The sequence below is a fragment of the Pseudonocardia sp. genome (genome assembly GCF_035305885.1).
Lineage (GTDB): Bacteria > Actinomycetota > Actinomycetes > Mycobacteriales > Pseudonocardiaceae > Pseudonocardia.
On record NZ_DATGOP010000134.1, the window covers coordinates 1 to 23427 of the forward strand.

Consider the following 23427-nt stretch of genomic DNA (forward strand, 5'->3'; position numbering starts at 1 on the left):
GTCCCGAGCTCGTCGACCAGCTCGGCGGGGAAGCCCTCCAGGGGCACCGCGTCGTAGGAGTACGCGACCGCCTCCCCGTCGGCGAGGATCATCCGCTCGACGGCGAGCACCTCGGCGCCCTTCGGGATGCCGAGCTTGGTCGCCTCCACCGCGGTCGCCGGGCGCCGCTCCCGCTTGTGGCACTCCATGCCCGGCTCGTGGCCCATCTCGCGGATGGTCTCGCTGATCGAGCGCAGCTCCTGCAGCCCGGCGCGGATCCCGGTGCCGAAGTCGCTGACGAACGACCCGGTGCCGTGGCGGATGTCGACCAGCCCCTGCGCCTCGAGCGTGCGCAGCGCCGTGCGGACCGTGACCCGGGAGACCTCGTAGCGGCGCACGAGCTCGGCCTCGCTGGGCAGCCGCTCCCCCGGCGCGTACTCCCCCGACATGATCCGGGCCCGCACGTCCTCGGCGAGCCGGCGCGCCAGCGAGGTGCGGGAACCCAACGACGTCGACACGGCCACAGCGTAACGGTGGGTTGACAGTCGTCCTACATCTCCATAGCGTGCGCGGCAGTCGTAGGACGACTGACAGCTCGGGAGGCCGTGTGGCCGTCAGGACGGTGGAATGGCTCGACGAGCCGGTCCCGGCGGTGCGGCTGCTCGACCAGACCCGCCTGCCGGCCGAGGAGGTCTACCTCACCGCGGCCGACGTCGACACGCTCGTCGACGCGATCGCCCGCCTGGCCGTCCGCGGCGCCCCGGCGCTCGGCGCGGCCGGGGCGCTCGGCGTCGCGGTCGCGCTCGGCCAGGGCGCGCGGGAGGGCTGGGACGACGCCCGCCTGCGCCACGAGATCAGCCGGCTGCGCGACGCCCGCCCGACCGCGGTGAACCTCGCCTGGGCCGTCGACCGCGTCGCGGCGTTCCTGCCCGACGGCCCGGACGCGGTGCTCGCCGAGGCCCGCCGCGTGCTCGCCGAGGACGAGGCGGCCAACCGGGCGCTGTCCGCGCAGGGGGCCGACTGGCTGCTGCGCCGCTGCCCCGACCGCCCGCTGCGGGTGCTCACCCACTGCAACACCGGCACGCTCGCCACCACCGCGTGGGGCACCGCCCTCGGCGTCGTCCGCGAGCTGCACGCGCGCGGCCGGCTCGAGCTGGTGCACGTCGACGAGACCCGGCCGCTGCTGCAGGGCTCGCGGCTCACGGCGTGGGAGCTGCGGGCCGACGGCATCGACCACGTCGTGCAGGTCGACAGCGCGGCGGCGGGCGCCATCCTGCGCGGGCTGGTGGACGCCGTCGTGATCGGCGCCGACCGCATCGCGGCCAACGGCGACACCGCGAACAAGGTCGGCTCCGTCGGGCTCGCGCTGGCGTGCGCCGACGCGGGCATCCCCTTCGTCGTCGCCGCCCCGTGGTCCACCGTCGACCTCGCCACCCCGGACGGCACCGGCATCACGATCGAGGAGCGCGCCCCCGACGAGGTCGTCGCGATCGGCGGCGTGCCGATCGCGCCCGCGGGCAGCCGCGTGTTCAACCCGGCGTTCGACGTCACTCCCGCCCGCCTCATCGACGCCATCGTCACCGAGCGCGGGGTCGCCGAACCGAAGGTCCGCCCCGACATGACGGCGGTCCAGCAGCCCCTCTGACGAGCGCCTCCCAGTCCGTAAGGAGATGTCAATGACGACACCCGTGACGCGCGGTCGAACCACGTTGCGATCCACGGCTGCGCTGCTGGGCTCCGCCCTGCTGCTCGCCGGCTGCTCCCAGGACCTCGGGCCGGGCGGCGGGCAGGCCGCGGCCCCGGAGACGGCCACCGTGCAGGAGGCCACCGGCGAGGCCCCTCCCCCGTTCGCGGGCGACGAGCCCGTGCGCGTCGCGCTCGTGCAGAACAGCGGGGCGGGCGACTACTTCCAGCAGTGGACCAACGGCGCCCGCCAGCAGGCCGCCGCGCTCGGCATCGAGCTGCAGGTCTACGACGCGCAGGCCGACAACGCCCGCCAGGCCACCGACATGCAGACCGCGATCGGCTCGGGCGTCGACGCGATCATCGTCGACCACGGGCAGTCCGACACCATGTGCCCGCTCATCAACGACGCGCTGAACGCCGGGCTCCCGGTCGTCATCTACGACGTCGAGATCACCGAGTGCGCCCCCGACGCCGTCGAGACCGCCCAGGACGACGCGAACCTCGCGAGCCTGATCCTCGGCAAGATGACCGAGGACCTCGGGCCGAACCAGCCCGTGGGCTACGTCAACGTGCTCGGGATCGCCCCGCTCGACCGCAGGCACGCGGTCTGGGAGCAGGTGCGCGCGGAGAACGGCTGGGACCAGAAGTTCTTCGTCGGGGAGTTCACCAACTCGGTGGCCACCGACAACGCGCAGCTGGTCGACGCCGCGCTGAAGGCCAACCCCGACGTCGTGGGCATCTTCGCGCCCTACGACGAGCTCACGAAGGGCACGGTCTCCGCGGTGCAGCAGAACGGGCGCGAGGCCGACATCCGCGTCTACGGCGTGGACATCTCCACCGCCGACATCGAGGTCATGACCGCCGAGAACAGCCCGTGGGTCGCCACCGCCACCACCGACCCGAACGCCATCGGCGCGGCCGTGGTCCGGGTGACCGCGCTGGAGCTCGCCGGCCAGCTCGGCACCAAGGAGGTGGTCTTCCCCGGGACCCTCGTCACCCAGGACCTCCTGCGCGAGCAGGGCATCCGCAACCTCGCGCAGCTGCGCGAGGTGCTGCCCGAGCTGAACATGACCGACGTCGCGACGGCGGACTGGATCCCCGTCGTCAACTTCTAGCGCGCGATGGCGACGGTCGAGCTGCACGACGTGCGGCACGCGTTCGGCGGCAACCCGGTGCTGCGTGGGGTCAGCATCGAGTGGGACGCCGGCGAGGTGCTCGCGCTGATGGGCGCCAACGGCGCGGGCAAGTCCACGCTGATCAAGGTGCTGGCCGGGGTGCACCCCCTGCAGCACGGCCGGATCAGCGTGGACGGCACGCCCCTGTCGGCCGCCGACGGCCCGCTGGCGGCCCGCAGGCTCGGCATCGAGACCGTGCACCAGCGGATCGACGAGGGCGTCGTCCCCGGGCTGTCGGTGGCGGAGAACCTGCTGTTCGAGCGCATCGCGCAGTCCGAGCTGCCGCCGGTCGGCTCGCTGCGCCGGCTCCTGCCTGCGGCCCGCGAGGTCGCGGCGGGGCTCGGGCTCGACTGGAGCGACGCGACGCTGCGCCGCGACATCCACGAGCTCGGGATCGCCGACCAGCAGCTCGTGCTGCTCGCGCGGGCGCTGTCGCGCCGCCCGCGGCTGCTCGTGCTCGACGAGCCGACCTCCGCGCTGTCGGCCGCCGAGACCGACCGGCTCTTCGGCGTCGTCGACGACCTGCGCCGCAGCGGCGTCGCCGTCCTGTACGTCTCCCACCGCATCGGGGAGATCGACCGGCTCGCCGACCGGATCGCGGTGCTGCGCGACGGGAGCATCCGCTCGGAGCAGACCAAGCCGTTCGACTGGCCGGCCGCCGTGCGCGACATGCTCGGCGAGCGGGGCGCGCAGGAGCTCGTCGAGGTCCACGACCGGCGCGGCGACGAGGACGTGCTGGAGCTGCGCGGGGTGCAGCTGTTCCCCCGCTCCGCGCCGTTCGACCTCACGCTGCGCCGCGGCGAGGTCACCGGGGTCGTCGGCCTGCTCGGGGCCGGCAAGAGCGAGCTCGCGCTCGGCATCTTCGGCGCGCAGCCGTTCCCGGCCGGGACGATGCGGCTCGCCGGTGAGCCGTACGCCCCGGCCTCCCCCGCGGACGCGGTGGCGCGCGAGGTCTACCTCGTGCCCGAGGACCGCGCGGCGCAGGCGATGCTCCCGGGCTGGTCGATCGCGCGGACGGCGTCGCTGCCGTTCTTGCGGGTGCTCTCGCCCCGCGGGGTCTTGCAGCACCGCAGGGAACGGGCCGACGGGCGGGCCGTCGTCGAGCGGTTCGGCGTCGTGGCGTCCTCGGAGACCCAGCCGGTGGACGCGCTGTCCGGCGGCAACCAGCAGAAGGTCGTGGTGGGGCGGTGGCTGCGCGGGCAGCCGCGGGTGATGGTGCTCGACGAGCCGTTCCGCGGCATCGACATCGGCGCGCGCCACGACCTGTCGCGCCGGCTGCGCGAGCTCGCCGCCGGGGGGTCGGCCGTGCTCGTGCTCGCCTCGGACGTCGACGAGGTGCGCGAGGTGGCCGACCGGGTGGTCGTGCTGGCCGAGGGCGTCCCCCGGCTCGACGCGCGCAGCGTCGACGTGACCCGCGACCAGATCGTCGCGCAGATGGCGGCGCTCACCCGCGCCGAACCGCACGGAGAAGGGGTGGCCTGAGTGGCGATGCCGAAGACCGAGGCCGAACGGGGGACCGCCGCGGCGGCCCCGGCCGAGCCCCGCCCCGGGGTGCGCGAGCTCGCCGTCCGGTACGGGTTCATCGCGATCACGGTGGCGCTGTTCGTGTTCTTCGCGCTCACCGAGGAGACCTTCCGGCAGCCGAGCACCCTGTTCTCGATGCTGAAGTTCGCCTCCGTGGTGGCGGTCGTCGGGCTCGGGGTGACGCTCACGATGGTGGTGGGCGGGCTCGACCTGTCCGTCGGCGCGGTCGCCGGGATGGCGGTGACGATCTCGGCGATGACCATGGTCATCTACGCGCAGGTCGGGGGCGTGGCGATCGCGCTCGTGCTGCTCGCCGGGGCCCTCATCGGCGCGGTCAACGCGCTGCTCATCGTCGTCCTGCGGATCCCCGACCTGCTCGCCACGCTGGCCACGATGTTCATCGTCATGGGCCTGAAGCTCGTGCCGGTCGACGGCCAGTCGGTGTCGTCGGGGATGGTGCTGCGCGACGGGAGCGTCGCGCCCGGGCGGTTCACCCCCGACTTCCTCGCCATCGACCGCGCCTTCGTCGGCCCGATCCCGCTGCCGGTCCTCATCGTCGGGGTGATCTCCGTCGCCACCTGGTTCTTCCTCACCCGCACCCGGTGGGGGCGGCTGATGTACGCCGTGGGCGCCAACCCGGAGGCGTCCCGGCTCGCCGGGGTCCGGGTGGGCCGCTACCGCGCGCTCGCCTACGTCCTGTCCGGGGTGTTCGCCGCGATCGGCGGGCTCATCCTGTCCGCGCGCATCGGCCAGGGCGACATCAGCGCAGGCAACTCGCTGCTGCTCGACGCGGTCGCCGTGGCGCTGGTCGGCACGTCGGTGCTGGGCATGGGCCGCCCGAACGCCTGGGGCACGATCCTCGGCGCCGTCCTCGTCGGCATCCTCATCACCGGCCTCACCATCGCCGGGTTCCCCTACTACGGCCAGGACGTCGTCAAGGGGATCGTCCTGCTGCTCGCCCTGCTGTTCTCGTTCACGCTGTCGCGGCGCCGCACCCGCTACACGCCCGCCGCGGTCATCTGAGGAGCGATCGATGACGACCGACACCGCTGTCGAGGCCCCCTACGAGATCCTCACCCCCGAAACCGTGCCCGCGTTCCTGCGGTCCCGGCCCGCCCTCGCCGAGCGCATCGACCCCGACGACCTGCGCTCCGTGCGCGAGGTCGGCGACGGCAACCTCAACCTCGTCTTCGTGCTCGCCGACGGCGCCGGCCGGGGGCTCGTGCTCAAACAGGCCCTTCCCTACGTGCGGCTGGTCGGCCCGAGCTGGCGGCTCACCCCCGACCGGGCCCGCCACGAGGCCGAGGCGCTGCGGCTGCACGGGCGGCTCGCCCCCGACCTCGTGCCGCAGCTGTACGACTACGACCCCGACCGCTACGTCCTCGCCATCGAGGACCTGTCCGACCACCGCGTCTGGCGCACCGCGCTGAACGACGGGCTGCGCCACGACGGCGCCGCCGAGGCGATGGGCCGTTACGTCGGCACGATCGCGTTCGGCACCTCGGTGCTCGGCATGGACGCGGGCGAGCGCGCCCGCACCCTCGCCGCCGCCGTCAACCCCGAGCTGTGCCTCATCACCGAGGACCTCGTGTTCACCGAGCCCTACGTCGACGCCGGTCGCAACAGCGTGCTGCCCGCGAACGAGCGCGACGCCGCCGAGCTCGCCGCCGACCGCACGATGGTCGACGAGATGGGGCGGGCGAAGTGGGCGTTCATGACCCGGGCCGAGGCGCTCGTGCACGGCGACCTGCACACCGGGTCGGTGATGGTCCGGGCCGCCGACGGCGAGGAGGGCCCCGTCGACTCGGCGAAGGCGTTCGACCCCGAGTTCGCCTTCTACGGCCCGGTGGCGTTCGACCTCGGCGCGCTCTGGGGCAACTACGTGATCGCCGCCGCCCGCGCCACCGCGCTCGGCGACGACGAGCGGGCCGCGTGGGCGCTCCGGCTGTGCACCCGCACCTGGGACGCCTTCGAGGCCGAGTTCCGCAGCGCCTGGACCGACGGGCGCGCCGACCCGCGGATGTTCCGCGACGACCTGCGCGAGCACCTGCTGGCCACGTGGCGGTCCGAGGCGTGGCTCTTCGGCGCGGCGAAGATGACCCGCCGCATCGTCGGGCTGGCCAAGACCACCGACATCGAGACCCTCCCGCCGCCGCTGCGCGAGGGCGCCGCCCGCGGCGTGCTGCAGACGGCGCGCCGCTGGGTCCGGGAACGCCTGGTCGACAGCACGCCCCGCCGGGCCGAACAGATCGCCGGGGAGGTGCTCGGGGCCACGACGACGCGCGGCTGAGCCGGTCGGGCGCGTGCGGACGAGCGGATGCCCGGGGCCCGTCTGCTGTTGATCGCAGGCGCCCGGCACGGCTGCTTCGAGGAGTATCGCGGGATCATCGCGAGCACCGCGGTGCGGGAACTCCTCACGGCCGGCCGGCGGCGTGCGCGGCGAGCGCCCGCACCTCGCCGCGGCGCTCGCGGAATCCCCAGCCGCGGCCGGGGACGACCTGCTCGACCGGATCCTGCCGCGCGTGCTGGCCGGTCTCCTCGAGCCGTAGCTACGCAGCGCAGCAGCTCGACCGCCGGTCAGTCGAGGTTCGGCCGCAGCCAGTCCGCGACCTCGGCCTCCGGCAGGCCGCGCCGCTCGGCGTAGTCGCGCAGCTGGTCGGCGCCGATCCGCCCGACGGTGAAGTACCGCGACGCGGGGTGGGCGAAGATCAGCCCGCTGACGCTCGCGGCCGGGGTCATCGCGTACGAGGTCGTGAGCCCGATGCCGGCGCGCTCGGCCCCGAGCAGCTCGAACAGCTCCTTCTTCAGGCTGTGGTCGGGGCTCGCCGGGTAGCCCAGCGCGGGGCGGATGCCGCGGAACCGCTCGGCGTGCAGGTCCTCCATCGCCGGCTGCGCGTCCGGCTCGAACCAGGCCCGCCGGACCTCCAGGTGCACCTGTTCGGCGAACGCCTCGGCGAGCCGGTCGGCCAGCGCCTTGACCATGATCGCCCGGTAGTCGTCGTGCTCGGCCTCGAACCGGGCCGCGAGCTCCTCGGCACCGTGCACGGAGACGGCGAAGCCGCCGAGGTGGTCACCCGCCGGGGCGACGTAGTCGGCGAGGCAGCGGTTGGCCCGGCCCTCCGGCTTGCTGGTCTGCTGGCGCAGCATCGGCAGGCGCACCCCGGACTCCAGGACGATGTCGTCGCCGTCGGAGTGCGCGGGCCAGAACCCGTAGACGCCCCTGGCCTGCAGCGAACCATCGGCGACGATCTCGTCGAGCAGCCGGTTGCCGTCGTCGTAGAGCTCGCGGGCGGCGGGCCGGTCGAGGATGGCCGGGAACTTGCCCTTCAGCTCCCACGCGAGGAAGAAGAACTGCCAGTCGATGAACGCGCGCAGGGTCTGCAAGGTCGGCGCGGTGGCGCGGACCCCGGTGAACGCGGGCACCGGCAGGTCGTCGAACTCCACCCGCTCCCGATTGGCGCGCGCCTGGGCGATGGAGAGCATCGGCTTCTGCGTGCGGGCGGCGTGCTGGGTGCGCAGCCGCTCCTGCTCGGCCCGGTTCTCCACGTCCAGCTTCTCGGCGCGCTCCGGGTCGAGCAGCTGCGACACGATCCCGGTGACCCGCGACGCGTCGAGCACGTGCACGGTGCTCGCGTCGTACTCCGGCGCGATCCGCACGGCGGTGTGCTGACGGGAGGTGGTGGCGCCGCCGATCAGCAGCGGCAGCTTGAGCCCGCGCCGCTGCATCTCCTTGGCCACGCCCACCATCTCGTCCAGCGACGGCGTGATCAGCCCGGACAGGCCCACCACGTCGGCGCCCTCGGCCACCGCGGTGTCGAGGATGACGTTCGCGGGAACCATCACGCCGAGGTCGATCACCTCGTAGTTGTTGCAGGCCAGCACGACGCCGACGATGTTCTTGCCGATGTCGTGCACGTCGCCCTTGACGGTGGCGAGCACGACCTTGCCCTGCCCCCGCTCCTCCTGGGCGGTGCCGGCCAGCCGGGCCTGCTCCTTCTCCGCCTCCATGAACGGCTCGAGGTAGGCGACGGCGCGCTTCATCACCCGCGCGCTCTTCACGACCTGCGGCAGGAACATCTTCCCGGAGCCGAACAGGTCGCCGACGACCTTCATGCCGTCCATCAGCGGGCCCTCGATCACATCGAGCGGCCGGGCCAGCTCGCGGCGGGCCTCCTCGGTGTCGGCCTCGACGAAGTCGACGATGCCGTGCACGAGCGCGTGCGAGAGCCGCTCTGCGACCGGGGCATCGCGCCACGACAGGTCCACCTCGCGCTTGGTGGCGGCGCCCTTGACGGTGCCGGCGAACGCGACGAGGCGGTCGGTGGCGTCCTCGCGGCGGTCGAACAGCACGTCCTCGACCAGCTCGCGCAGGTCGTCGGGGATGTCCTCGTAGACGGCGAGCTGGCCCGCGTTGACGATGCCCATGTCCAGCCCGGCCCGCACCGCGTGGTACAGGAACGCCGAGTGCATCGCCTCGCGCACCACGTCGTTGCCGCGGAACGCGAACGACAGGTTCGAGATGCCGCCCGAGGTGCGCGCGCCGGGGCACCGCTTCTTGATCAGCGGCAGCGCGTCGAGGAACGCCTTCGCGTAGCCGTTGTGCTCGGCCATCCCGGTGGCCACGGCGAGCACGTTGGGGTCGAACACGATGTCCTCGGGCGGGAAGCCGACCTCGAGGGTCAACAGGTCGTAGGCCCGCGCGCAGATCTCGACCTTGCGCTCGGCGGTGTCGGCCTGCCCCTTCTCGTCGAACGCCATGACGACCACGCCCGCGCCGTAGGAGCGGATCCGCCGCGCGTGGTCGAGGAAGACCTCCTCGCCCTCCTTGAGGCTGATCGAGTTGACGATCCCCTTGCCCTGCACGCACTTCAGCCCGGCCTCGAGCACGCTCCACCGGGAGCTGTCGATCATGACGGGCACCCGGGCGACCTCGGGCTCGGTGGCGATCAGGTTGAGGAACGTCGTCATCTCCCGCTCGGAGTCGAGCAGGTCGGCGTCGAAGTTGACGTCGACGAGGTTGGCCCCGCCCCGCACCTGCTCCAGGGCGACGTCGACCGCGGCCTGGTGGTCGCCCGCCTCGATCAGGCGGCGGAACTTCGCCGACCCGGTGACGTTGGTGCGCTCGCCGATCATCAGGAACCCGGTGTCGGGCCCGATCGTGAGCGGCTCCAGCCCGCTGAACCGGCCGACCCGCGGCGGGGACGCCACGGTCCGCGGCGCGAGGCCCGAGACCGCGGCCGCGATCCGCTCGATGTGGTCGGGGGTGGTGCCGCAGCAGCCGCCCACGATGTTGACCATGCCGGCGCCCGCGAACTCGCGCAGCAGTCCCGCGGTCTCGTCGGGGGTCTGGTCGTAGCCGCCGAACGCGTTGGGCAGGCCCGCGTTGGGGTGGCAGGCGACGTACGTGTCGGCGAAGCGGGCGAGCTCGGCGACGTGCGGGCGCATCTCGGCGGCGCCCAGCGAGCAGTTGACGCCGACGACGAGCGGGTCGGCGTGGCGGACCGAGTTCCAGAACGCCTCGACGGTCTGCCCGGACAACGTGCGGCCGGACAGGTCGACGATCGTCACCGAGATCCACAGCGGCAGGTCCGGCGCCACCTCGCGGGCCGCCGCGATGGCGGCCTTCGCGTTGAGCGTGTCGAAGATCGTCTCGATGAGCAGCAGGTCGACGCCGCCCTCGGCGAGCCCGGCGATCTGCTCGGCGTAGCTCGCGCGCACCTCGTCGAAGGTCACCGCGCGCCTCGCCGGGTCGTTCACGTCCGGCGACAGCGAGAGCGTGACGTTGAGCGGGCCGATCGAACCGGCCACGAACCGCCCGCCCGCCTCGTCGGCGGCCTGGCGGGCCAGCTGCGCGCCGCGCACGTTCATCTCGGGCACGGCGGCCTGCATGCCGTAGTCGGCCTGGCCGATCGAGGTCGCCGTGAACGTGTTGGTGGTGGTGATGTCCGCGCCCGCGGCGAGGTAGCGGCGGTGGACGTCGAGCACGAGGTCGGGCCGGGTGAGGTTGAGCAGGTCCGGGTCGCCGGTGACGTCGTGCGGGTGGTCGGCGAACCGCTCGCCGCGGTAGTCGGCCGGGCTCAGGCCCGCGCCTTGCAGCATCGTGCCCCACGCGCCGTCGAGTACGGCGATGCGCCGCTCCAGCAGCTGGGACAGGGCGGTTCGACGATCCGGCATCCGCGCACACCTCCGAAGTGATCGGAGGCGCCCTTGTCGCAGATCGACCCGGCAGCGGACCGACACGGGTCGAGCGTGGCGGACGCGGGGTCCGTTGCAGCGCCTCTCGACCCGTGGTCGCGAGCCTACCGGGCGTCGCAACCCCGCTTCCCGCTCACGCCCCGAGCGCGGCGCGGCCGCGGTGCAGGCAGCGCTGCGCCGTGGGGAAGTCGTGCAGCTCGCCGGCCAGCACGTCGAGCACGGCGCCGACGCCGGTGCGCGGCAGGTCCCGCGCGGCCAGCAGGGCGGCGAGCCAGCCGACGTGCTCGCCGAACAGGTCGGCGTCGTCGAGGTAGACCGCGGCCGCGAGGAAGTCGACGAGCCGGCCCACGTCCTCGTGCGGCTGTCCCTCGAGCCCGTTGCCGCCGGAGGCGCCTTCGGGCTCGGCGAGCGGGGAGGCGCCGCCGAGCCGGTGCAGCGCGGCGCGGACGAGCTCGGCGCGCCTGCCCCGCAGCCCGGCGTACTCGGCGCCCCCGTCGGCGGCCCGCCCCGGCCCGGCCTGCCGCGGCCACCCCGGGCTCTCCAGCAGCGCGACGGCCTCGGCGGCGCCGGGCACCCACGCGTCGACGCCGAGCGTGGCCGCCCACCGGCCGTCCGGGCCGAAGCCGGGGCCGCCGGCGAGCACCGGGGTGCCGGTGCGCTGCGCCGCCGCGATCGTCCGGTGCGCCGAAGGCAGGTGGATCGGCAGCGCGCAGCTGACCGCCACCACGTCCGGGCCGTGCTCGTGCAGGTAGGAGATGAGATGGGCGGGCGGGACGCTGGCACCGAGGAAGGTGACGCGCCACCCGGCGAGCCGCAGCACCTCGGCCGCGATCCGCGCCGGCAGGGCGTGCCACTCGCCGTCGAGGCAGCCCATCACGACGTGGCCGCGCTGCCCGTCGGTCCGGGTGCGGACGCCGACCGCGGCGGCGACCCGCTCGTTGATGCAGGTGGCGGCGTGCTCCTGCGCGACGGTCCAGGCGGCCCAGTGCCGCCCCACCCGCTCCTGCGCCGGGCCGACGAGGTGCAGCAGCACGTCCTGCGCGGGCGTGCCCGCGTCGAGGCGGCCGAGGGCGATCCCGACGGCGCCCTGCTCGTCGGCGCGGGTCAGCGCGTCGAAGAACGCGTCGGCGACGGAGGGGGCGGCGGCTCGCGGCGCGCCGGTGGTCATCCGGTCGGTGCTCATGCGGAGGGCTCCTGCGGGTGGGCCGGCGCGACGGGCAGGGGCGCCTGCACCACGAGCACGGCGATGTCGTCGCGGCCGGTGACCGCCCACGCGGTGGCGTGCTGGGCGACCCGCTCGGCGATGCCCGGGGCGGGCAGCACGTGGCAGCCCTCCAACAGGCGCCGCAGCCGCTCCTCGCCGAACTCCGCGTCGCCGTCCACCCCGCCGCGGGCCTCGGTGACCCCGTCGGTGTAGAGCACGCACGCCTCGCCGGCGGCGAGGTCGACGGTGCGGGCGGCGAACCGGGCCCGGGCCACGCCGCCGACGAGCATGCCGGGTATCTCGAGCGGTTCGACCCCGCTGCCGCGCACGACCATCGGCGGCGGGTGCCCGCCCGCGGCGAGCCGCACCCGCAGCCCCTCCCCCTCTCAGCGGGTCGGCGGTGCCGAGCACGAGGGTGGCGAAGCGGGGTCCGGCGGCGGACGGGGCCGCGTCGAGCATGGACTCGTTGAGCAGCTCCAGCATCCGGACCGGGTCGAGCTCGAGGCGGCGCAGCGCCTGCACGGCCTGGCGCACCCGGCCGCTGTCGACGGCCGCGTCGACGCCCTTGCCGCACACGTCGCCGAGCAGGAACAGCGCGCCGGCCCCGCCCGCGTGGACGTCGAAGAAGTCGCCGCCGATCAGCAGGGCCTCCTCGGCCGGCCGGTAGCACGCCCCGAACACCATCCCCTCGACCTCGGGGAGGTCGGGTTCGAGCAGGTTGCGCTTGAGCACCGCCGTGGTGCGGGTCTGCTCGGCGTACAGCGCGGCCGCGGCGAGCGCGATCCCCGCCCGCTGCGCGAACTCGTCCACGAGCGCGGCGTCCGGCTCGTCCGGCGCCCCGCCGGCGCGCAGCAGCACCAACGCCCCCGCGGGCATCCCGTTGCCGGGCAGGGCGCGCACGACCGCGCCCCGCTCGCCCGCCCGGTCGCCCCACGGCGCCCCGGTCAGGTGGTCGGCGAGCAGCGGCTCCGGACCGGGGGCGAGCCCGGACAGGGCGGCGGCCACCGGCCCCGGCAGCCTGCGCCCGGCCACCCGCCCGGACGCGACCCCACCGGTCCCGGATCCGCCGCGCTCGTGCCGGTACCACTCGGCGACCCCGCCGCGCACCGGCAGCACCACCACGGCCGCGTCGGCCAGCTCGGCGGCCGCGAGCTCCACGACCGCCCGCGCGGTGCGGCCGGGGTGCAGCGAGAGCCCCAGCCTGCTGCTCGCCGCCGCGACCGCGGCCTTCCGCGTTTCAGGAAAGCCACATCCATGAAGCTGCGCTTCAGGAAAGCCACATTCCTGAAGACCCGGGCGGCGGCGCCCGCGGGGACGTCCGGTCAGCTCAGCTCGGCGCGCAGCACCCGCGCCGCCCCGGCGAGCGCGCGCAGCTTGCCGTACGCGGACTCGCGCGGCAGGTACTTCATGCCGCAGTCGGGGGCGAGGACGAGCCGCTCGGGCGCGTGGTGGGCGAAGGCCCGGCGGGCCCTGGCCGCCACCGTCTCGACGCTCTCCACCTCCGGGGTGGACAGGTCGAGCACGCCCAGCACGATCGTCTTGTCCGCGAGGTCGGCGAGCACGCCGAGGTCGAGGCCCGACTGCGCGGTCTCGATGGAGACCTGGTCCGCGGGGCAGGCGGCGAGCTCGGGCAGGAACGAGTAACCCTCCGGCCGCTCGTGGACGATCGCCGCGTAGCCGAAGCAGATGTGCACCGCGGTGGTGCCGGTGACACCGTCCAGCGCGGCGTTCAGCGCGGCGAGGCCGTAGGCGCGCGCGGCGTCCGGGCGGGCCTGCATGTACGGCTCGTCGAGCTGCACGATGTCGGCGCCCGCCGCGAACAGGTCCTTGACCTCGGCGTTCACCGAGGCGGCGTAGGCCAGGGCGGCCGACTCGAGGTCGGGGTAGTGGTCGTTCTGCGCCTGCTGCGACATCGTGAACGGCCCCGGCACGGTGATCTTGATCGTTCGGTCGGTGTGCGCGCGCAGGAACCGCAGGTCGTCGACCTGCACGGGCTTCGGCCTGCCGATCGGGCCGACGATGCGCGGGACCGGGTTGGGGTGGCCGGTGCGGTCGAGCGCCGTGCCCGGGTTGTCGACGTCGACGCCGTCGAGGGCCGTGGCGAAGTGGTTGCTGTAGCTCTCGCGGCGGATCTCGCCGTCGGTCACGATGTCGAGCCCCGCCCGCTCCTGCAGCCGGATCGCGACGATCGTGGCGTCGTCCTGCGCCTCGGCGAGGTGCTCCGGCGGGATGCGCCACAGCTCCTTGGCCCGCACCCGCGGCGGGAACCGGCCCGCGAGCTTCGCGCGGTCGATCAGCCACTCGGGCTGGGCGTAGCTCCCGACCAGCGACGTCGGCAGCAGCGGCAACGACACGGTTCCTCCTCGGGGTTGGGCGTCTAGGGCGTGAGCACGATCCGGCCGTCGGTCTTCCCCTCGGCCTGGCGCAGCCACGCCGCGCCCGCGTCCGACAGGGGAACAGCCTCGTGGGCCACGCGGAGCGCGCCGCGGGCGGCGTGCTCGGCGACCGTCGTGACGGCGGCGGCGCGCTGCTCGCGCGTGAGCGAGTTGTTGGTGTAGCCGAGCAGGCGCAGCGACCGGCTGCGCAGGGTCGAGGAGTCGATCGGGCTCCGCTCGTCCGCGGAGCCGCCCAGGTTCACCAGCCGCCCGTGCTCGCACAGGGCCCGCGCCGCCGCCGCGGCGGGCGCACCGTAGAGCGGGTCGATCACGAGGTCGACCGGCCCGTCCGCGGCCTCGGTGAACCGCGCGGCGAGGACGTCGACGTCGTCGGTGTCGAGCGCGACGACGGCGTCCGCGCCCGCCGCCCGGGCCCGCTCCTGCGCCTCCGCCGAGCGGGCGCCCGCGATCACCCGGCGGGCACCCGCGATCCGGGCCAGCTGCACCGCGGCCTGCCCGACGACGCCGCCCGCCCCGAGCACGATCACCTGCTCGCCCGGCGCGAGCTCGCCGCGCCAGGTGAGCGCCATGTGCGCGGCGACCGCCGAGAGCCCGAGCGCCGCGACCTGCACCGGGTCGGCCCCCTCCGGCAGCGGGACGAGGTCGGCCGCGGGCACGGCGACCCGTTCGGCCATGCTGCCGTCCCCCGGCGCCATCCCGGCGGCCGTCGGGAACCACGCCACCCGGCCGCCCGCCCGGCCCACGCCCTGCACGCCGGGCACGTACGGGGTGGCGGGCCGCCCGAAGTACGAGGTGCCGGTGGCGCACAGCAGGTCGAGCGGGGTGATCGGCGCGGCCAGCACGTCGACCAGCTCGTGGTCCGCGCCGGCCGCGGGCGGCTCCTTCTCCCCCACCACGGGCTCGCGCCCGCACTCGACGATCCGTGCGGCCCTCACGTCGCGATGTCGGGGTAGGGCAGCGAGAAGTGCGCGAGCCGCCGCGCGTACTCCTTCTGGAACCCGAGCGGCTCGTCGTAGTCGCGCTCGAACATCGCGATGAACAGCGTCAGCGTGAGGAACGGGTGCGCGCCGAGCTCGAACAGCTTCGGGTAGTCGTGCGTGGCGAGCGCCGTGCGCTCCTCGTCGTCGAACGCCAGCCACGTGGTCTTCTCGAGCGTGACGCAGTTGAGGATCCGGCCGGCCTCCTCGGCCTCCCACCACGCCACCGTGCCCGCCGGGTCCTCCCGGTAGCGCTCGACGAGCCCGGGGTCCCGGTCGACGGTGAACAGGAACTTGTTGAGCAGGTACTTGCTCACCGCTGACCCCCCGGATACCAGGTGAAGTAGGCCTCCATGGTGTGGAACAGGTCGTAGGTGTCGACGTAGTCGGCCTTCTGCCCCTCGCCCGCGACGCCCATCATCAGCATGAAGTCCATGAACCCGTGGGTGGCGTTGCCGGGGGCGTGCAGGCTGTCGAGGGTGACCTCCGACAGGCACCCCTCGATGTCGCCCGAGGAGATCCACTCCACCGCCTTGCGGTCGAACTCCGGGTCGGGCCCGTGCGGGCCGAACTGGCGCGGCCCGCCCAGCTCCAGCGACAGGTGGCCGGTGCCGATGACCGCGACCCGCTGGTTCGACGGCCAGGACTTCACGAGCTCCCGGATCGTGCGCCCCAGCTGCACGAACCGCTTCGGCTGCGGCAGCGGCGGGGCGAAGATGTTGGTGTAGATCGGCACGATCGGCAGGTCGGCCTGCGGCCGCAGCGTGATGATCGGGCACGTGATCGAGTGGTCGATGCGCAGCTCGTTGGAGAACGCCAGGTCGAAGCCCGCGTCGATGCCCTCGCGCAGGATGTGGGCCGACAGGTCCTCCTGACCGTGCAGGCGCATCCGTGGCAGGCCGAACTCGCGCTCCTCGTTGTACCAGTTGGCGTCGTACACCGGCGCCTTGCCGACGAGGAACTGCGGCATGTTGTCCAGCCACAGCTGGTGGAAGTGGTCCGATCCGACCATCACCAGCACGTCGGGCCGGGCGCGGGTCAGCGTCTCGCGGAACGCTTCGACCTTGCGCACCCACTCGTCGGCGAAGGGCGGGCGCTCCTCGCCGGTCGACGTACTCGCCCGGTAGTAGAAGGGATGGTGGGTCGAGGCGATCACCGCCACCAGCTCAGCCACGGGTACCTCCCGGGTCGTAGGGATCGGGTGGGACGGGCACGTTGTTCAGGTCGACCGACAGGAAGATGTCGTTGGCCACGGGGTGGCGCAACTCCTCGGCCAGCTGCCCGATCAGCCCGGCGGTGCGCGCGAGCAGCGCGAACCCGCGCAACAGCTCCAGGGGCAGGCCGAGGTCGGCGAGGGCGGCGCCGCAGACGCCCGCGCCGTTGAGCGGCAGCTCCTTGCCGAGCACCTGCGCGTGCACGCGCCCGATCGCGGCGAACAGCTGCAGGTGCGGCCCGAACAGCCCCTCCTCGCGGGCGATCTGCATGAGGCGGGGCGTGCGCGGGTCGCCGTTCTTGTGCACGTGGTGGCCGAGGCCGGGGACGAAGCGCTTCGCCTCCCGCTGCGCGCGCACGATGCCCAGCGCGAGCTCGTCCCAGCCCGCCTCGTCGGTGGGCAGCTCGTCCGGCAGCTGCTCGTGCAGGAACCGGCCGCAGTCCTCGGTGACGCCGAGGAAGCGGGACCCGCCACCGAGCAGCCCGGCCGCGAGCGCCCCCTGCACCGAGTCCGGCGCCGAGAGGTGGGTCAGCCGGGTGACGATCGCGGTGGGGGTGAACCCGTGGTCGGCGAGCGCGGCGAGGACGGCCTCGAACACCCGCGTCTCGCCCTTCGAGGGGCGCCGCTGCGTGGCGAGCCAGAACGACAGCTCGCCGAACCCGACGGTGCCCATCACGTCCTCGGCCAGGTCCTGGCCCAGCAGCGTGATCTTGTGAAGGCTCGACGCGCCGAGCGCGGTGCGGTACTCAGGCATCCCGGTCCTCCTGCGGGGTCGACAGCCACGTGCGCAGCTCGGCGCCGTGCTCGTCCAGCTCCGGTGGCGGCAGCCGGTAGCTGGCAGGGGTGGCGGAGAACCGGATCGGGTGCCGGGTGGCCGGCATCGCCCGCTCCCCCTCGCCGACCTCGACGATCGGGTCGAGCCCGAAGCGCTCGGCCATGGCGAACCCGCCGTCGATGGTCTGGATCGGTCCACACGGCACCCCGACGGCGACCAGCTCGTCGAACCACTCGACCGCGCCCCGCCGCTTGAGCCGCTCGACGAGCAGCGGGCGCAGCTCCTCCCGGTTCGTGGTGCGGTCGGCGTTGCGCGCGAACCGGGGGTCGTCGGCCACCTCCGGGATGCCGAGCACCTCGCACAGCTTGCGGAACTGCCGGTCGTTGGCCGCGGCGATGATGATGTCGTCGTCGGCGGTGGGCAGCGGCTCGTACGGGAACACGCTCGGGTGCGCGTTGCCCATCCGGTAGGGCACCACTCCCCCGGCCACGTACGCCGAGCTGTGGTTGACCAGCCCGGTCAGCGCCGACGACAGCAGGTTGACCTCGACGAGCTGCCCCTCGCCGGTGCGGTCGCGGTGGCGCAGCGCGGCGAGGATGCCGATCAAGGCGTGGTTGCCCGCCATCACGTCGAACACCGAGATCCCCGCCCGGTACGGCGGGCCGTCCGGGTCGCCGGTGAGGCTCATCAGGCCGGACATGGCCTGCACCATGAGGTCGTAGCCGGGCACGTGGCTGCCCTTCCCGGCGCCGAAGCCGGTGATCGAGCTGTAGATCACGCCCGGGTTGACCGCGCGCACCGCCTCGTAGTCCAGCCCGAACCGGGCGAGGCCGCCCGGCTTGAAGTTCTCGATCAGCACGTCCGCGCGCCGCGCCAGCTCGCGCGCCACCCGGGCGTCCTCCTCGTCGCGCAGGTCCAGCGCGATCGAGCGCTTCCCCCGGTTGATCCCGAGGTAGTAGGTGGACACGCCGTCGCGTTCCGGGGGGATCCACGTGCGGGTGTCGTCCCCCGCCGGGCCCTCGACCTTGATCACGTCGGCGCCCATGTCGGCCAGCAGCATCGTCGCGTACGGGCCGGCCAGGATGCGGGAGAAGTCCGCGACCAGGATCCCGGCCAGCGGTCCCGCCGCCCTCTCGGCCATTCACGCACCTTCCGTCCGTAAGGCGGACATCCGTCCGCGGCCCGGATCATTCTCCGGACGGGTGAGGCGCGTCAACCCGTCATGACGCGGAGACCGTCACGTGGGGGACGGTGTCGAGGCGGGCGAAGTCGGCGCTGATCTCCCCCGCGGTCTGCAGCAGCAGCGGCAGGTGGTGCTCGAGCAGGTACTCCACCGACGTCTCGGCGGCGTGGCAGTTGACGTTGACGCCCGCGATCACCTTGCCCGAGCCGTCGCGCAGCGGCGCGGCGATCGACCGGATGCCCGGCGCGAGCTGCTCGTCGGTGAGCGCCCAGCCGCGCGCCCTGACCTCGCGCAGCACCGCGTCGCGCTCGGCGCGGTCGGGCTGCCAGCGCGGCGTGAGGCCCGATCGCGAGGGCTGGGCGAGCACCCGCTCCAGCTCGTCCGGCGGCAGCGCCGCGAGCTGCACCTTCCCCAGCGACGTGGGCAGCGCCGGGAACCGCGTGCCGATCTGCACGGCGAGGGTGACGATCTTCGGGACCGACACCCGCGCGACGTAGACGATGTCCGACCCGTCGAGCTGGGCGATCGAGCACGACTCGCCGGTGCGGGCGACCAGCTGCTCCAGGTGCGGGCGCGCCACCTCCCACAGCCCCATCGACCGCACGTACGCCACGCCGAGGTCGAGCACCCGCGGCGTGAGCGAGTAGCCCCGCTCCGCGGCGCGGACGTAGCCCAGCTCCTCGAGCGTGAGCAGGATCCGGCGCGCCGTCGGGCGGGCCAGGCCCGTGGCGGAGGCGACCTCGGCGAGCGTCATGACCGGCTGCCCGGGCCGGAACGCCGTGAGGACGTCCAGCCCGCGGGCGAGCGCCTCGATGAAGTCCGGACCGGTTCCTGCGCGTGGCATCGCACGAGCGTAACCGCCGTGTCCGCGAGGCGGACAGCGGAGCCCGCCGGCGGGTCGTCGCACGCGCGGATTGACACGGCGCGCGGCCTCCACAAAGCTGCGCCCCACAGGATGTCCGGTAGGCGGACGTCCGTCCGTCGCGCAAAGGAGCGTCTGGTGCCCAGCGAGCCCACGCCCGTCGTCCTCCGGGGCGGCACGGTTCTCACCGTCGACGCGGCGCACTCCGTACTCCCCGGCCACGACGTGCTGGTGGTCGGCGAGACGATCGCCGCGATCGGACCCGACCTCAGCGTTCCCCCCGGCACCGTCGAGATCGATGCGACCGGCGGCATCGTGATGCCGGGGATGATCGACACCCATCGGCACATGTGGCAGACCGCGATGCGCGGCTACGGTGCCGACTGGACGCTCACCCAGTACTTCGTCTGGTACTACCTCGAGTGGGGCAAGGTCTTCCGGCCCGAGGACGTGTACGCGGGCAACCTGCTGTCGGCCATCGAGGCGATCGACGCGGGCGTCACCACCACCGTCGACTGGTCGCACGGGCTGCAGACCCCCGAGCACGCCGACGCCGCCGTCGACGCGCTCACCGCCGTGCCCGGCCGGTTCGTCCTCGCCTACGGCAACCTGCAGGACGCGCCCGCGAACTGGACCGCCTCCCCCGGCTTCCGCGACTTCGTCGCGCGCCGCTTCCCGAACGGGCGCGGCGACGACCTGCTCGGCTTCCAGCTCGCCTTCGACGTCACCGGCGACCCCGCGTTCCCCGAGAAGCCCGCGTTCGAACTCGCCCGCGAACTCGGGGTGCCGGTCACCACGCACGCCGGGGTGTGGGGCGCCACCGGCGACGAGGGCATCCGGCTGATGCACGAGCACGGCTTCATGACGCCGGAGACCGTCTACGTGCACTCGGCCTCGCTCTCGCCGGACTCCTACCACCGCATCGCGGCCACCGGCGGTTCGGTCTCGGTCTCCACCGAGAGCGAGCAGAGCGCGGGCCAGGGCTACCCGTCCACCTGGGCGCTGCGGGCCTACGGGATCCCGGTGTCGCTGTCGATGGACACCTCGGTGTGGTGGAGCGCCGACCTGTTCTCGGCGATGCGGTCCACGCTGGGCGCCGACCGCTCCCGCGAGCACCTGGAGGCGCACGCGAAGGGCGACACGGTCACCCACTCCTCGCTGCGCGCCGCGCAGGTGGTCGAGTGGGCCACCCGCGGCGGCGCCCGCGCGCTCGGCCGGGAGGACCGGCTCGGCAGCGTCGAGGTCGGCAAGCTCGCCGACCTCGTGCTGATCAGGAACGAGCGCTCGCCGGTGATGTTCCCGCTGCTCAACCCGCACGGCCACGTCGTGTTCCAGGCCCAGCGCGGCGACGTCCACACGGTGCTGGTGAACGGGCGGGTCGTGAAGCGCGACCACGAGCTCGTCGGCGTCGACCTCGCCGCGGCGCGGCAGGCCGTGGAGCGCATGGTCGAGCACCTGCGCGCCCAGCTCGGCGAGGAGGCCTGGGAGAAGGGCATGAACCCCGACATCCCGGAGACCAAGATCCTCGACAACCCGTACACGTACACCGACTTCCGCAGCGCCAGCACCCACGAGCGCCGGCAGGAGATCCGATGAGCGAGCGCGTGCTCCCGCAGAAGGCCGCGCCCGCCGGGACGGCGGTGGTCGTGCTCGGCTTCACCGCCCTGTGCCTGTCGTACCTGCTCAACGCGATGGACCGGCAGGTGTTCTACCCGCTGGTCCCGGAGATCCGCGAGGAGTTCGGGTTCTCGCTCGACCAGGCGGGGCTGCTCGCCACCGGCTTCACGCTCGGCCTCGCGCTCACCGGCGTCCCGGCGGGCTACCTGCTCGACCGCATGTCACGCAAGACGATCGTCGTGGTGAGCGTGGTCGTGTACTCGCTGGGCACGGTCGCCATCCCGCTCGCGGCGGGCTTCGTCGACATGGCGGTCTACCGGCTCGTCTCCGGCATCGGGGAGGGCGTGCAGGCCACCGCCATCTACGCGATCATCGGCGCCTACTACTTCCACCGCCGGGCGCTCGCCGCCGGGTTCATCGGGGTCGCGTTCGGGCTCGGTGTGTTCCTCGGTCCGGTGATCGGGCAGGCGATGGCCGCCGCGTCCGGCTCGTGGCGCACCCCGTTCTACGTGTTCGGCTTCACGGGCCTGGTCATGGCGCTGATCCTGCTGGTCACGGTGCCGCGGGCGATGAGCGAGGCGGTGGCGGGCCGGGCCGACGCCCCCGATGCCGCCGACTACGACCACGTGCCCGACACCCCCTACAACCGCAACTCGCTCGCCTTCGGGGTCACCTCGGCGGTGTCGGGTCTGGTCTTCTACGGCTTCCTCGGCCTGTACCCGACGTTCCTGCGCGAGCAGCTCGAGTTCGCCCCCGGCGAAGCGGCGCTCGCGGCGTCGCTCGTCGGGTTCGGCGCGATGATGGCGCTCCCGGTCGGCTGGCTCGCCGATCGGGTGGACCAGCGGCTGCTCATGGCCGTCGGGTTCGCCGGCACGGCGGTGAGCGCCCTTTCCGCCTACACCGTCGCGACCGGCGCCACGGCGCAGTACGTGCTCGCGTTCCTCATCGGCACGTTCGCCAGCGGGGTGCTGTTCACCAACTGCTCGACGGTGCTGCAGCGCTCGGTGCGGCCCGAGCACGTCGGGCGCGGGGCGGGACTGTTCATCCTGACCTACTACGTGGCCGCCGCCGTGTCCGGGCTGATCTTCGCCCGCCTGGTGGCCGGCATCGGCTGGCAGGGCGCCGGGCTGGTGCAGCTCACCCTGCTCCCGCTGGTGGGGCTCGCCGCGCTCGCCCTCGTCGACCCGCGGCGGATGCTGCTGCCGCCGGGCATGCGCGTGCTCGGGAGGCGCTGAGGCAGGATGACCCGTGTCGAACGCACGGGGGAAGGAGCGCACTGTGGCGGTTCGGGTCGGGGTGCTCGGGGCGGGCGCGGTCGGTGGGATGCTCGCCGTCCTCCTCGCCGAGGCGGGCAACGAGGTCACCGTGCTGGCCTCGGAACGCACGAGCACCGCGATCAACGTCGACGGGCTCACCCTGCGCAGCGGTCGGTTCGGCGAGCGGCGGGTGCGGGTGCCGGCGTGGCCGTATCTCACCGCCCCGGTCGACGTCCTGTTCGTCGCCGTGAAGGCGCCGGACCTGCTCGCCGCGCTCGGCCGGGTGCCCGGCGGCCTGCTCGCCGACGCCGCGGTGGCGCCGCTGCTGAACGGCACCGACCACGTGCCCCTGCTGCGCGCGGCGCTGCCGCAGGCCGTGGTCGTGCCGATGACCGTGTCGGTGGAGGCCACCCGCGTCGCCCCGGGCGTCGTCGAGCACGTGTCACCGTTCGTCGAGTACGCGCTCGCCGCCGAGCGGGAGCGGGCCCGCGTCGACCCGGAGGACCTGCTGCGCGGCGCGGGGCTCGACGTCGACACCACCGCCCCCGACGAGCCGACGCTGCTGTGGCGGAAGCTGTCGTTCCTCGCCCCGCTCGCGCTGCTCACCACCCACGCCCGCCGGCCGATCGGCCCCGCCGCCGAGGCGCACCCCGACCTGCTGGACGGGCTGGTCACCGAGACGGCCGCCGCCGCGGCCGCCGCGGGGGTGCAGATCGACCCGGCCGCGGTCGCCAAGCGGATCGCGGGCCTGCCCACGGGCATGCGGTCGTCGATGCTCAAGGACGCGCTCGCGGGCGCCACGCTCGAGCTCGACGCGATCGCGGGGCCGATCCTGCGGGCCCTGCCGGATGGGGCGGCGGTGACGCGGAGGGTGGTGGCGGAGATCGCGGGGAGGGCGTAGGCCGCCCGAGGCGGCGCCGGGCGTGCGGCTCGGGGAGCCGGCCTGCACATCGACCACACGACGATCAGCTCGAGGCGGGGTGGCGGCGGCCTCGATCTCGGCCTCGACCACGTCCTCGGCCTGCTGTTGCCACCACCGCGGCGAGGACCCGGAGTGCACCGGGCCACTCGCCGCGACAGCACCAACCCGGAAGCGAGCGCCGAGACCGGCGAGGCGGCCCGGCGCGCCCACCGCCGGCCGGATCGACGGAGCTCGGGTTCCGCGGAACCGCCGGACGGAGATCAGCCGATGAAGCCGTTCTGCCTCAGGAAGTCCTCGGCGACCTCGTCCGGCAGCTCGCCGCCCACGTCGACGCGCTCGTTGAGCTCGCGCATCAGCTCGGTGGTGAGCTTCTCGGCGATGGGGTTGAACACGTCGGCGAGCTGCGGGTGCTGGTCGAGCACCTCCTGGCGGACGGTCATGGCCGCGTTGTAGGGCACGAAGA

Annotated in this window: 21 protein-coding genes and 1 pseudogene; 9 read left to right on the forward strand and 13 right to left on the reverse strand. The window is 73.9% G+C overall.

The features are described from left to right. A partial coding sequence (locus VKZ81_RS30855) for a GntR family transcriptional regulator (RefSeq protein ID WP_324245265.1) occupies positions 1–497 on the reverse strand: 497 nt, incomplete at its 3' end. An 89-nt stretch (positions 498–586) separates the two neighbouring features. On the opposite strand from VKZ81_RS30855, the gene mtnA reads away from it, so the two are divergent. Genes mtnA through mtnK form a run of 5 tightly spaced genes read left to right on the forward strand, consistent with a single transcriptional unit; the run spans position 587 to position 6654 of the window. Continuing rightward, complete coding sequence (gene mtnA, locus VKZ81_RS30860) at positions 587–1624, forward strand: S-methyl-5-thioribose-1-phosphate isomerase (protein ID WP_324245266.1); 1038 nt, start codon at positions 587–589, stop codon at positions 1622–1624. 31 nt (positions 1625–1655) lie between these two features. Then, positions 1656–2780 carry a substrate-binding domain-containing protein gene (locus VKZ81_RS30865; RefSeq protein WP_324245267.1) on the forward strand — a complete coding sequence of 375 codons (1125 nt, stop codon included), beginning with the start codon at positions 1656–1658 and terminating at the stop codon, positions 2778–2780. A 6-nt stretch (positions 2781–2786) separates the two neighbouring features. After that, on the forward strand, positions 2787–4322 hold the full coding sequence (locus VKZ81_RS30870; protein WP_324245268.1) for a sugar ABC transporter ATP-binding protein: 1536 nt from the start codon (positions 2787–2789) through the stop codon (positions 4320–4322). Positions 4323–4328: 6 nt separating this feature from the next. Continuing rightward, positions 4329–5387, forward strand: a complete 1059-nt coding sequence (locus VKZ81_RS30875) for an ABC transporter permease (protein ID WP_324245285.1) — start codon at positions 4329–4331, stop codon at positions 5385–5387. A 10-nt stretch (positions 5388–5397) separates the two neighbouring features. Further along, positions 5398–6654: an S-methyl-5-thioribose kinase gene (gene mtnK / locus VKZ81_RS30880; RefSeq protein WP_324245269.1), complete on the forward strand. Its 1257-nt coding sequence runs from the start codon at positions 5398–5400 to the stop codon at positions 6652–6654. A 287-nt stretch (positions 6655–6941) separates the two neighbouring features. On the opposite strand, the gene metH is transcribed toward mtnK, so the two are convergent. From metH to VKZ81_RS35290, 4 genes and pseudogenes are all read right to left on the reverse strand, one after another. Continuing rightward, positions 6942–10538 carry a methionine synthase gene (gene metH / locus VKZ81_RS30885; RefSeq protein ID WP_324245270.1) on the reverse strand — a complete coding sequence of 1199 codons (3597 nt, stop codon included), beginning with the start codon at positions 10536–10538 and terminating at the stop codon, positions 6942–6944. A gap of 154 nt (positions 10539–10692) precedes the next feature. Next, positions 10693–11742, reverse strand: coding sequence for a cobalamin B12-binding domain-containing protein (locus VKZ81_RS30890; protein WP_324245271.1), 1050 nt, complete (start codon positions 11740–11742; stop codon positions 10693–10695). After that, on the reverse strand, positions 11739–12131 hold the full coding sequence (locus tag VKZ81_RS30895; RefSeq protein WP_324245272.1) for a PP2C family protein-serine/threonine phosphatase: 393 nt from the start codon (positions 12129–12131) through the stop codon (positions 11739–11741). The genes VKZ81_RS30890 and VKZ81_RS30895 overlap by 4 nt, the downstream gene beginning before the upstream one ends. Before the next feature lie 28 nt (positions 12132–12159). Continuing rightward, a pseudogene (locus tag VKZ81_RS35290) lies at positions 12160–12447 on the reverse strand (SpoIIE family protein phosphatase); the annotation flags it as partial. Positions 12448–12487: 40 nt separating this feature from the next. Between VKZ81_RS35290 and VKZ81_RS30900 the strand changes: the two are divergent. Continuing rightward, positions 12488–13021: a hypothetical protein gene (locus tag VKZ81_RS30900; protein WP_324245273.1), complete on the forward strand. Its 534-nt coding sequence runs from the start codon at positions 12488–12490 to the stop codon at positions 13019–13021. A gap of 64 nt (positions 13022–13085) precedes the next feature. On the opposite strand, the gene VKZ81_RS30905 is transcribed toward VKZ81_RS30900, so the two are convergent. The 7 genes from VKZ81_RS30905 to VKZ81_RS30935 form a co-directional block, all read right to left on the reverse strand. Further along, entirely contained in the window at positions 13086–14117 is a 1032-nt protein-coding gene (locus tag VKZ81_RS30905; protein WP_324245274.1) for a uroporphyrinogen decarboxylase family protein, read from the reverse strand. Between the two features lie 23 nt (positions 14118–14140). Continuing rightward, positions 14141–15094, reverse strand: coding sequence for a quinone oxidoreductase family protein (locus tag VKZ81_RS30910; protein WP_324245275.1), 954 nt, complete (start codon positions 15092–15094; stop codon positions 14141–14143). Beyond that, positions 15091–15453, reverse strand: a complete 363-nt coding sequence (locus VKZ81_RS30915; RefSeq protein ID WP_324245276.1) for a hypothetical protein — start codon at positions 15451–15453, stop codon at positions 15091–15093. Before VKZ81_RS30915 ends, VKZ81_RS30910 begins: the two co-directional genes overlap by 4 nt. Further along, positions 15450–16310, reverse strand: coding sequence for a DODA-type extradiol aromatic ring-opening family dioxygenase (locus VKZ81_RS30920; RefSeq protein WP_324245277.1), 861 nt, complete (start codon positions 16308–16310; stop codon positions 15450–15452). The genes VKZ81_RS30915 and VKZ81_RS30920 overlap by 4 nt, the downstream gene beginning before the upstream one ends. Continuing rightward, positions 16303–17103 carry a citryl-CoA lyase gene (locus VKZ81_RS30925; protein WP_324245278.1) on the reverse strand — a complete coding sequence of 267 codons (801 nt, stop codon included), beginning with the start codon at positions 17101–17103 and terminating at the stop codon, positions 16303–16305. Before VKZ81_RS30925 ends, VKZ81_RS30920 begins: the two co-directional genes overlap by 8 nt. Further along, on the reverse strand, positions 17096–18265 hold the full coding sequence (locus VKZ81_RS30930) for a CaiB/BaiF CoA transferase family protein (protein WP_324245279.1): 1170 nt from the start codon (positions 18263–18265) through the stop codon (positions 17096–17098). The genes VKZ81_RS30925 and VKZ81_RS30930 overlap by 8 nt, the downstream gene beginning before the upstream one ends. 79 nt (positions 18266–18344) lie before the next feature. Continuing rightward, entirely contained in the window at positions 18345–19151 is an 807-nt protein-coding gene (locus tag VKZ81_RS30935; protein WP_324245280.1) for an IclR family transcriptional regulator domain-containing protein, read from the reverse strand. A gap of 156 nt (positions 19152–19307) precedes the next feature. On the opposite strand from VKZ81_RS30935, the gene VKZ81_RS30940 reads away from it, so the two are divergent. Genes VKZ81_RS30940 through VKZ81_RS30950 form a run of 3 tightly spaced genes read left to right on the forward strand, consistent with a single transcriptional unit; the run spans position 19308 to position 22943 of the window. Continuing rightward, the gene (locus VKZ81_RS30940) at positions 19308–20765 is read left to right on the forward strand and encodes an amidohydrolase family protein (protein WP_324245281.1); all 1458 of its coding nucleotides are present in this window, start codon (positions 19308–19310) and stop codon (positions 20763–20765) included. Next, complete coding sequence (locus tag VKZ81_RS30945) at positions 20762–22021, forward strand: MFS transporter (protein ID WP_324245282.1); 1260 nt, start codon at positions 20762–20764, stop codon at positions 22019–22021. Before VKZ81_RS30940 ends, VKZ81_RS30945 begins: the two co-directional genes overlap by 4 nt. 43 nt (positions 22022–22064) lie before the next feature. Next, on the forward strand, positions 22065–22943 hold the full coding sequence (locus tag VKZ81_RS30950; protein ID WP_324245283.1) for a ketopantoate reductase family protein: 879 nt from the start codon (positions 22065–22067) through the stop codon (positions 22941–22943). 281 nt (positions 22944–23224) lie between these two features. On the opposite strand, the gene VKZ81_RS30955 is transcribed toward VKZ81_RS30950, so the two are convergent. Then, positions 23225–23427: glycine betaine ABC transporter substrate-binding protein (locus tag VKZ81_RS30955; protein WP_324245284.1), on the reverse strand; the 203-nt coding region annotated here is incomplete at its 5' end.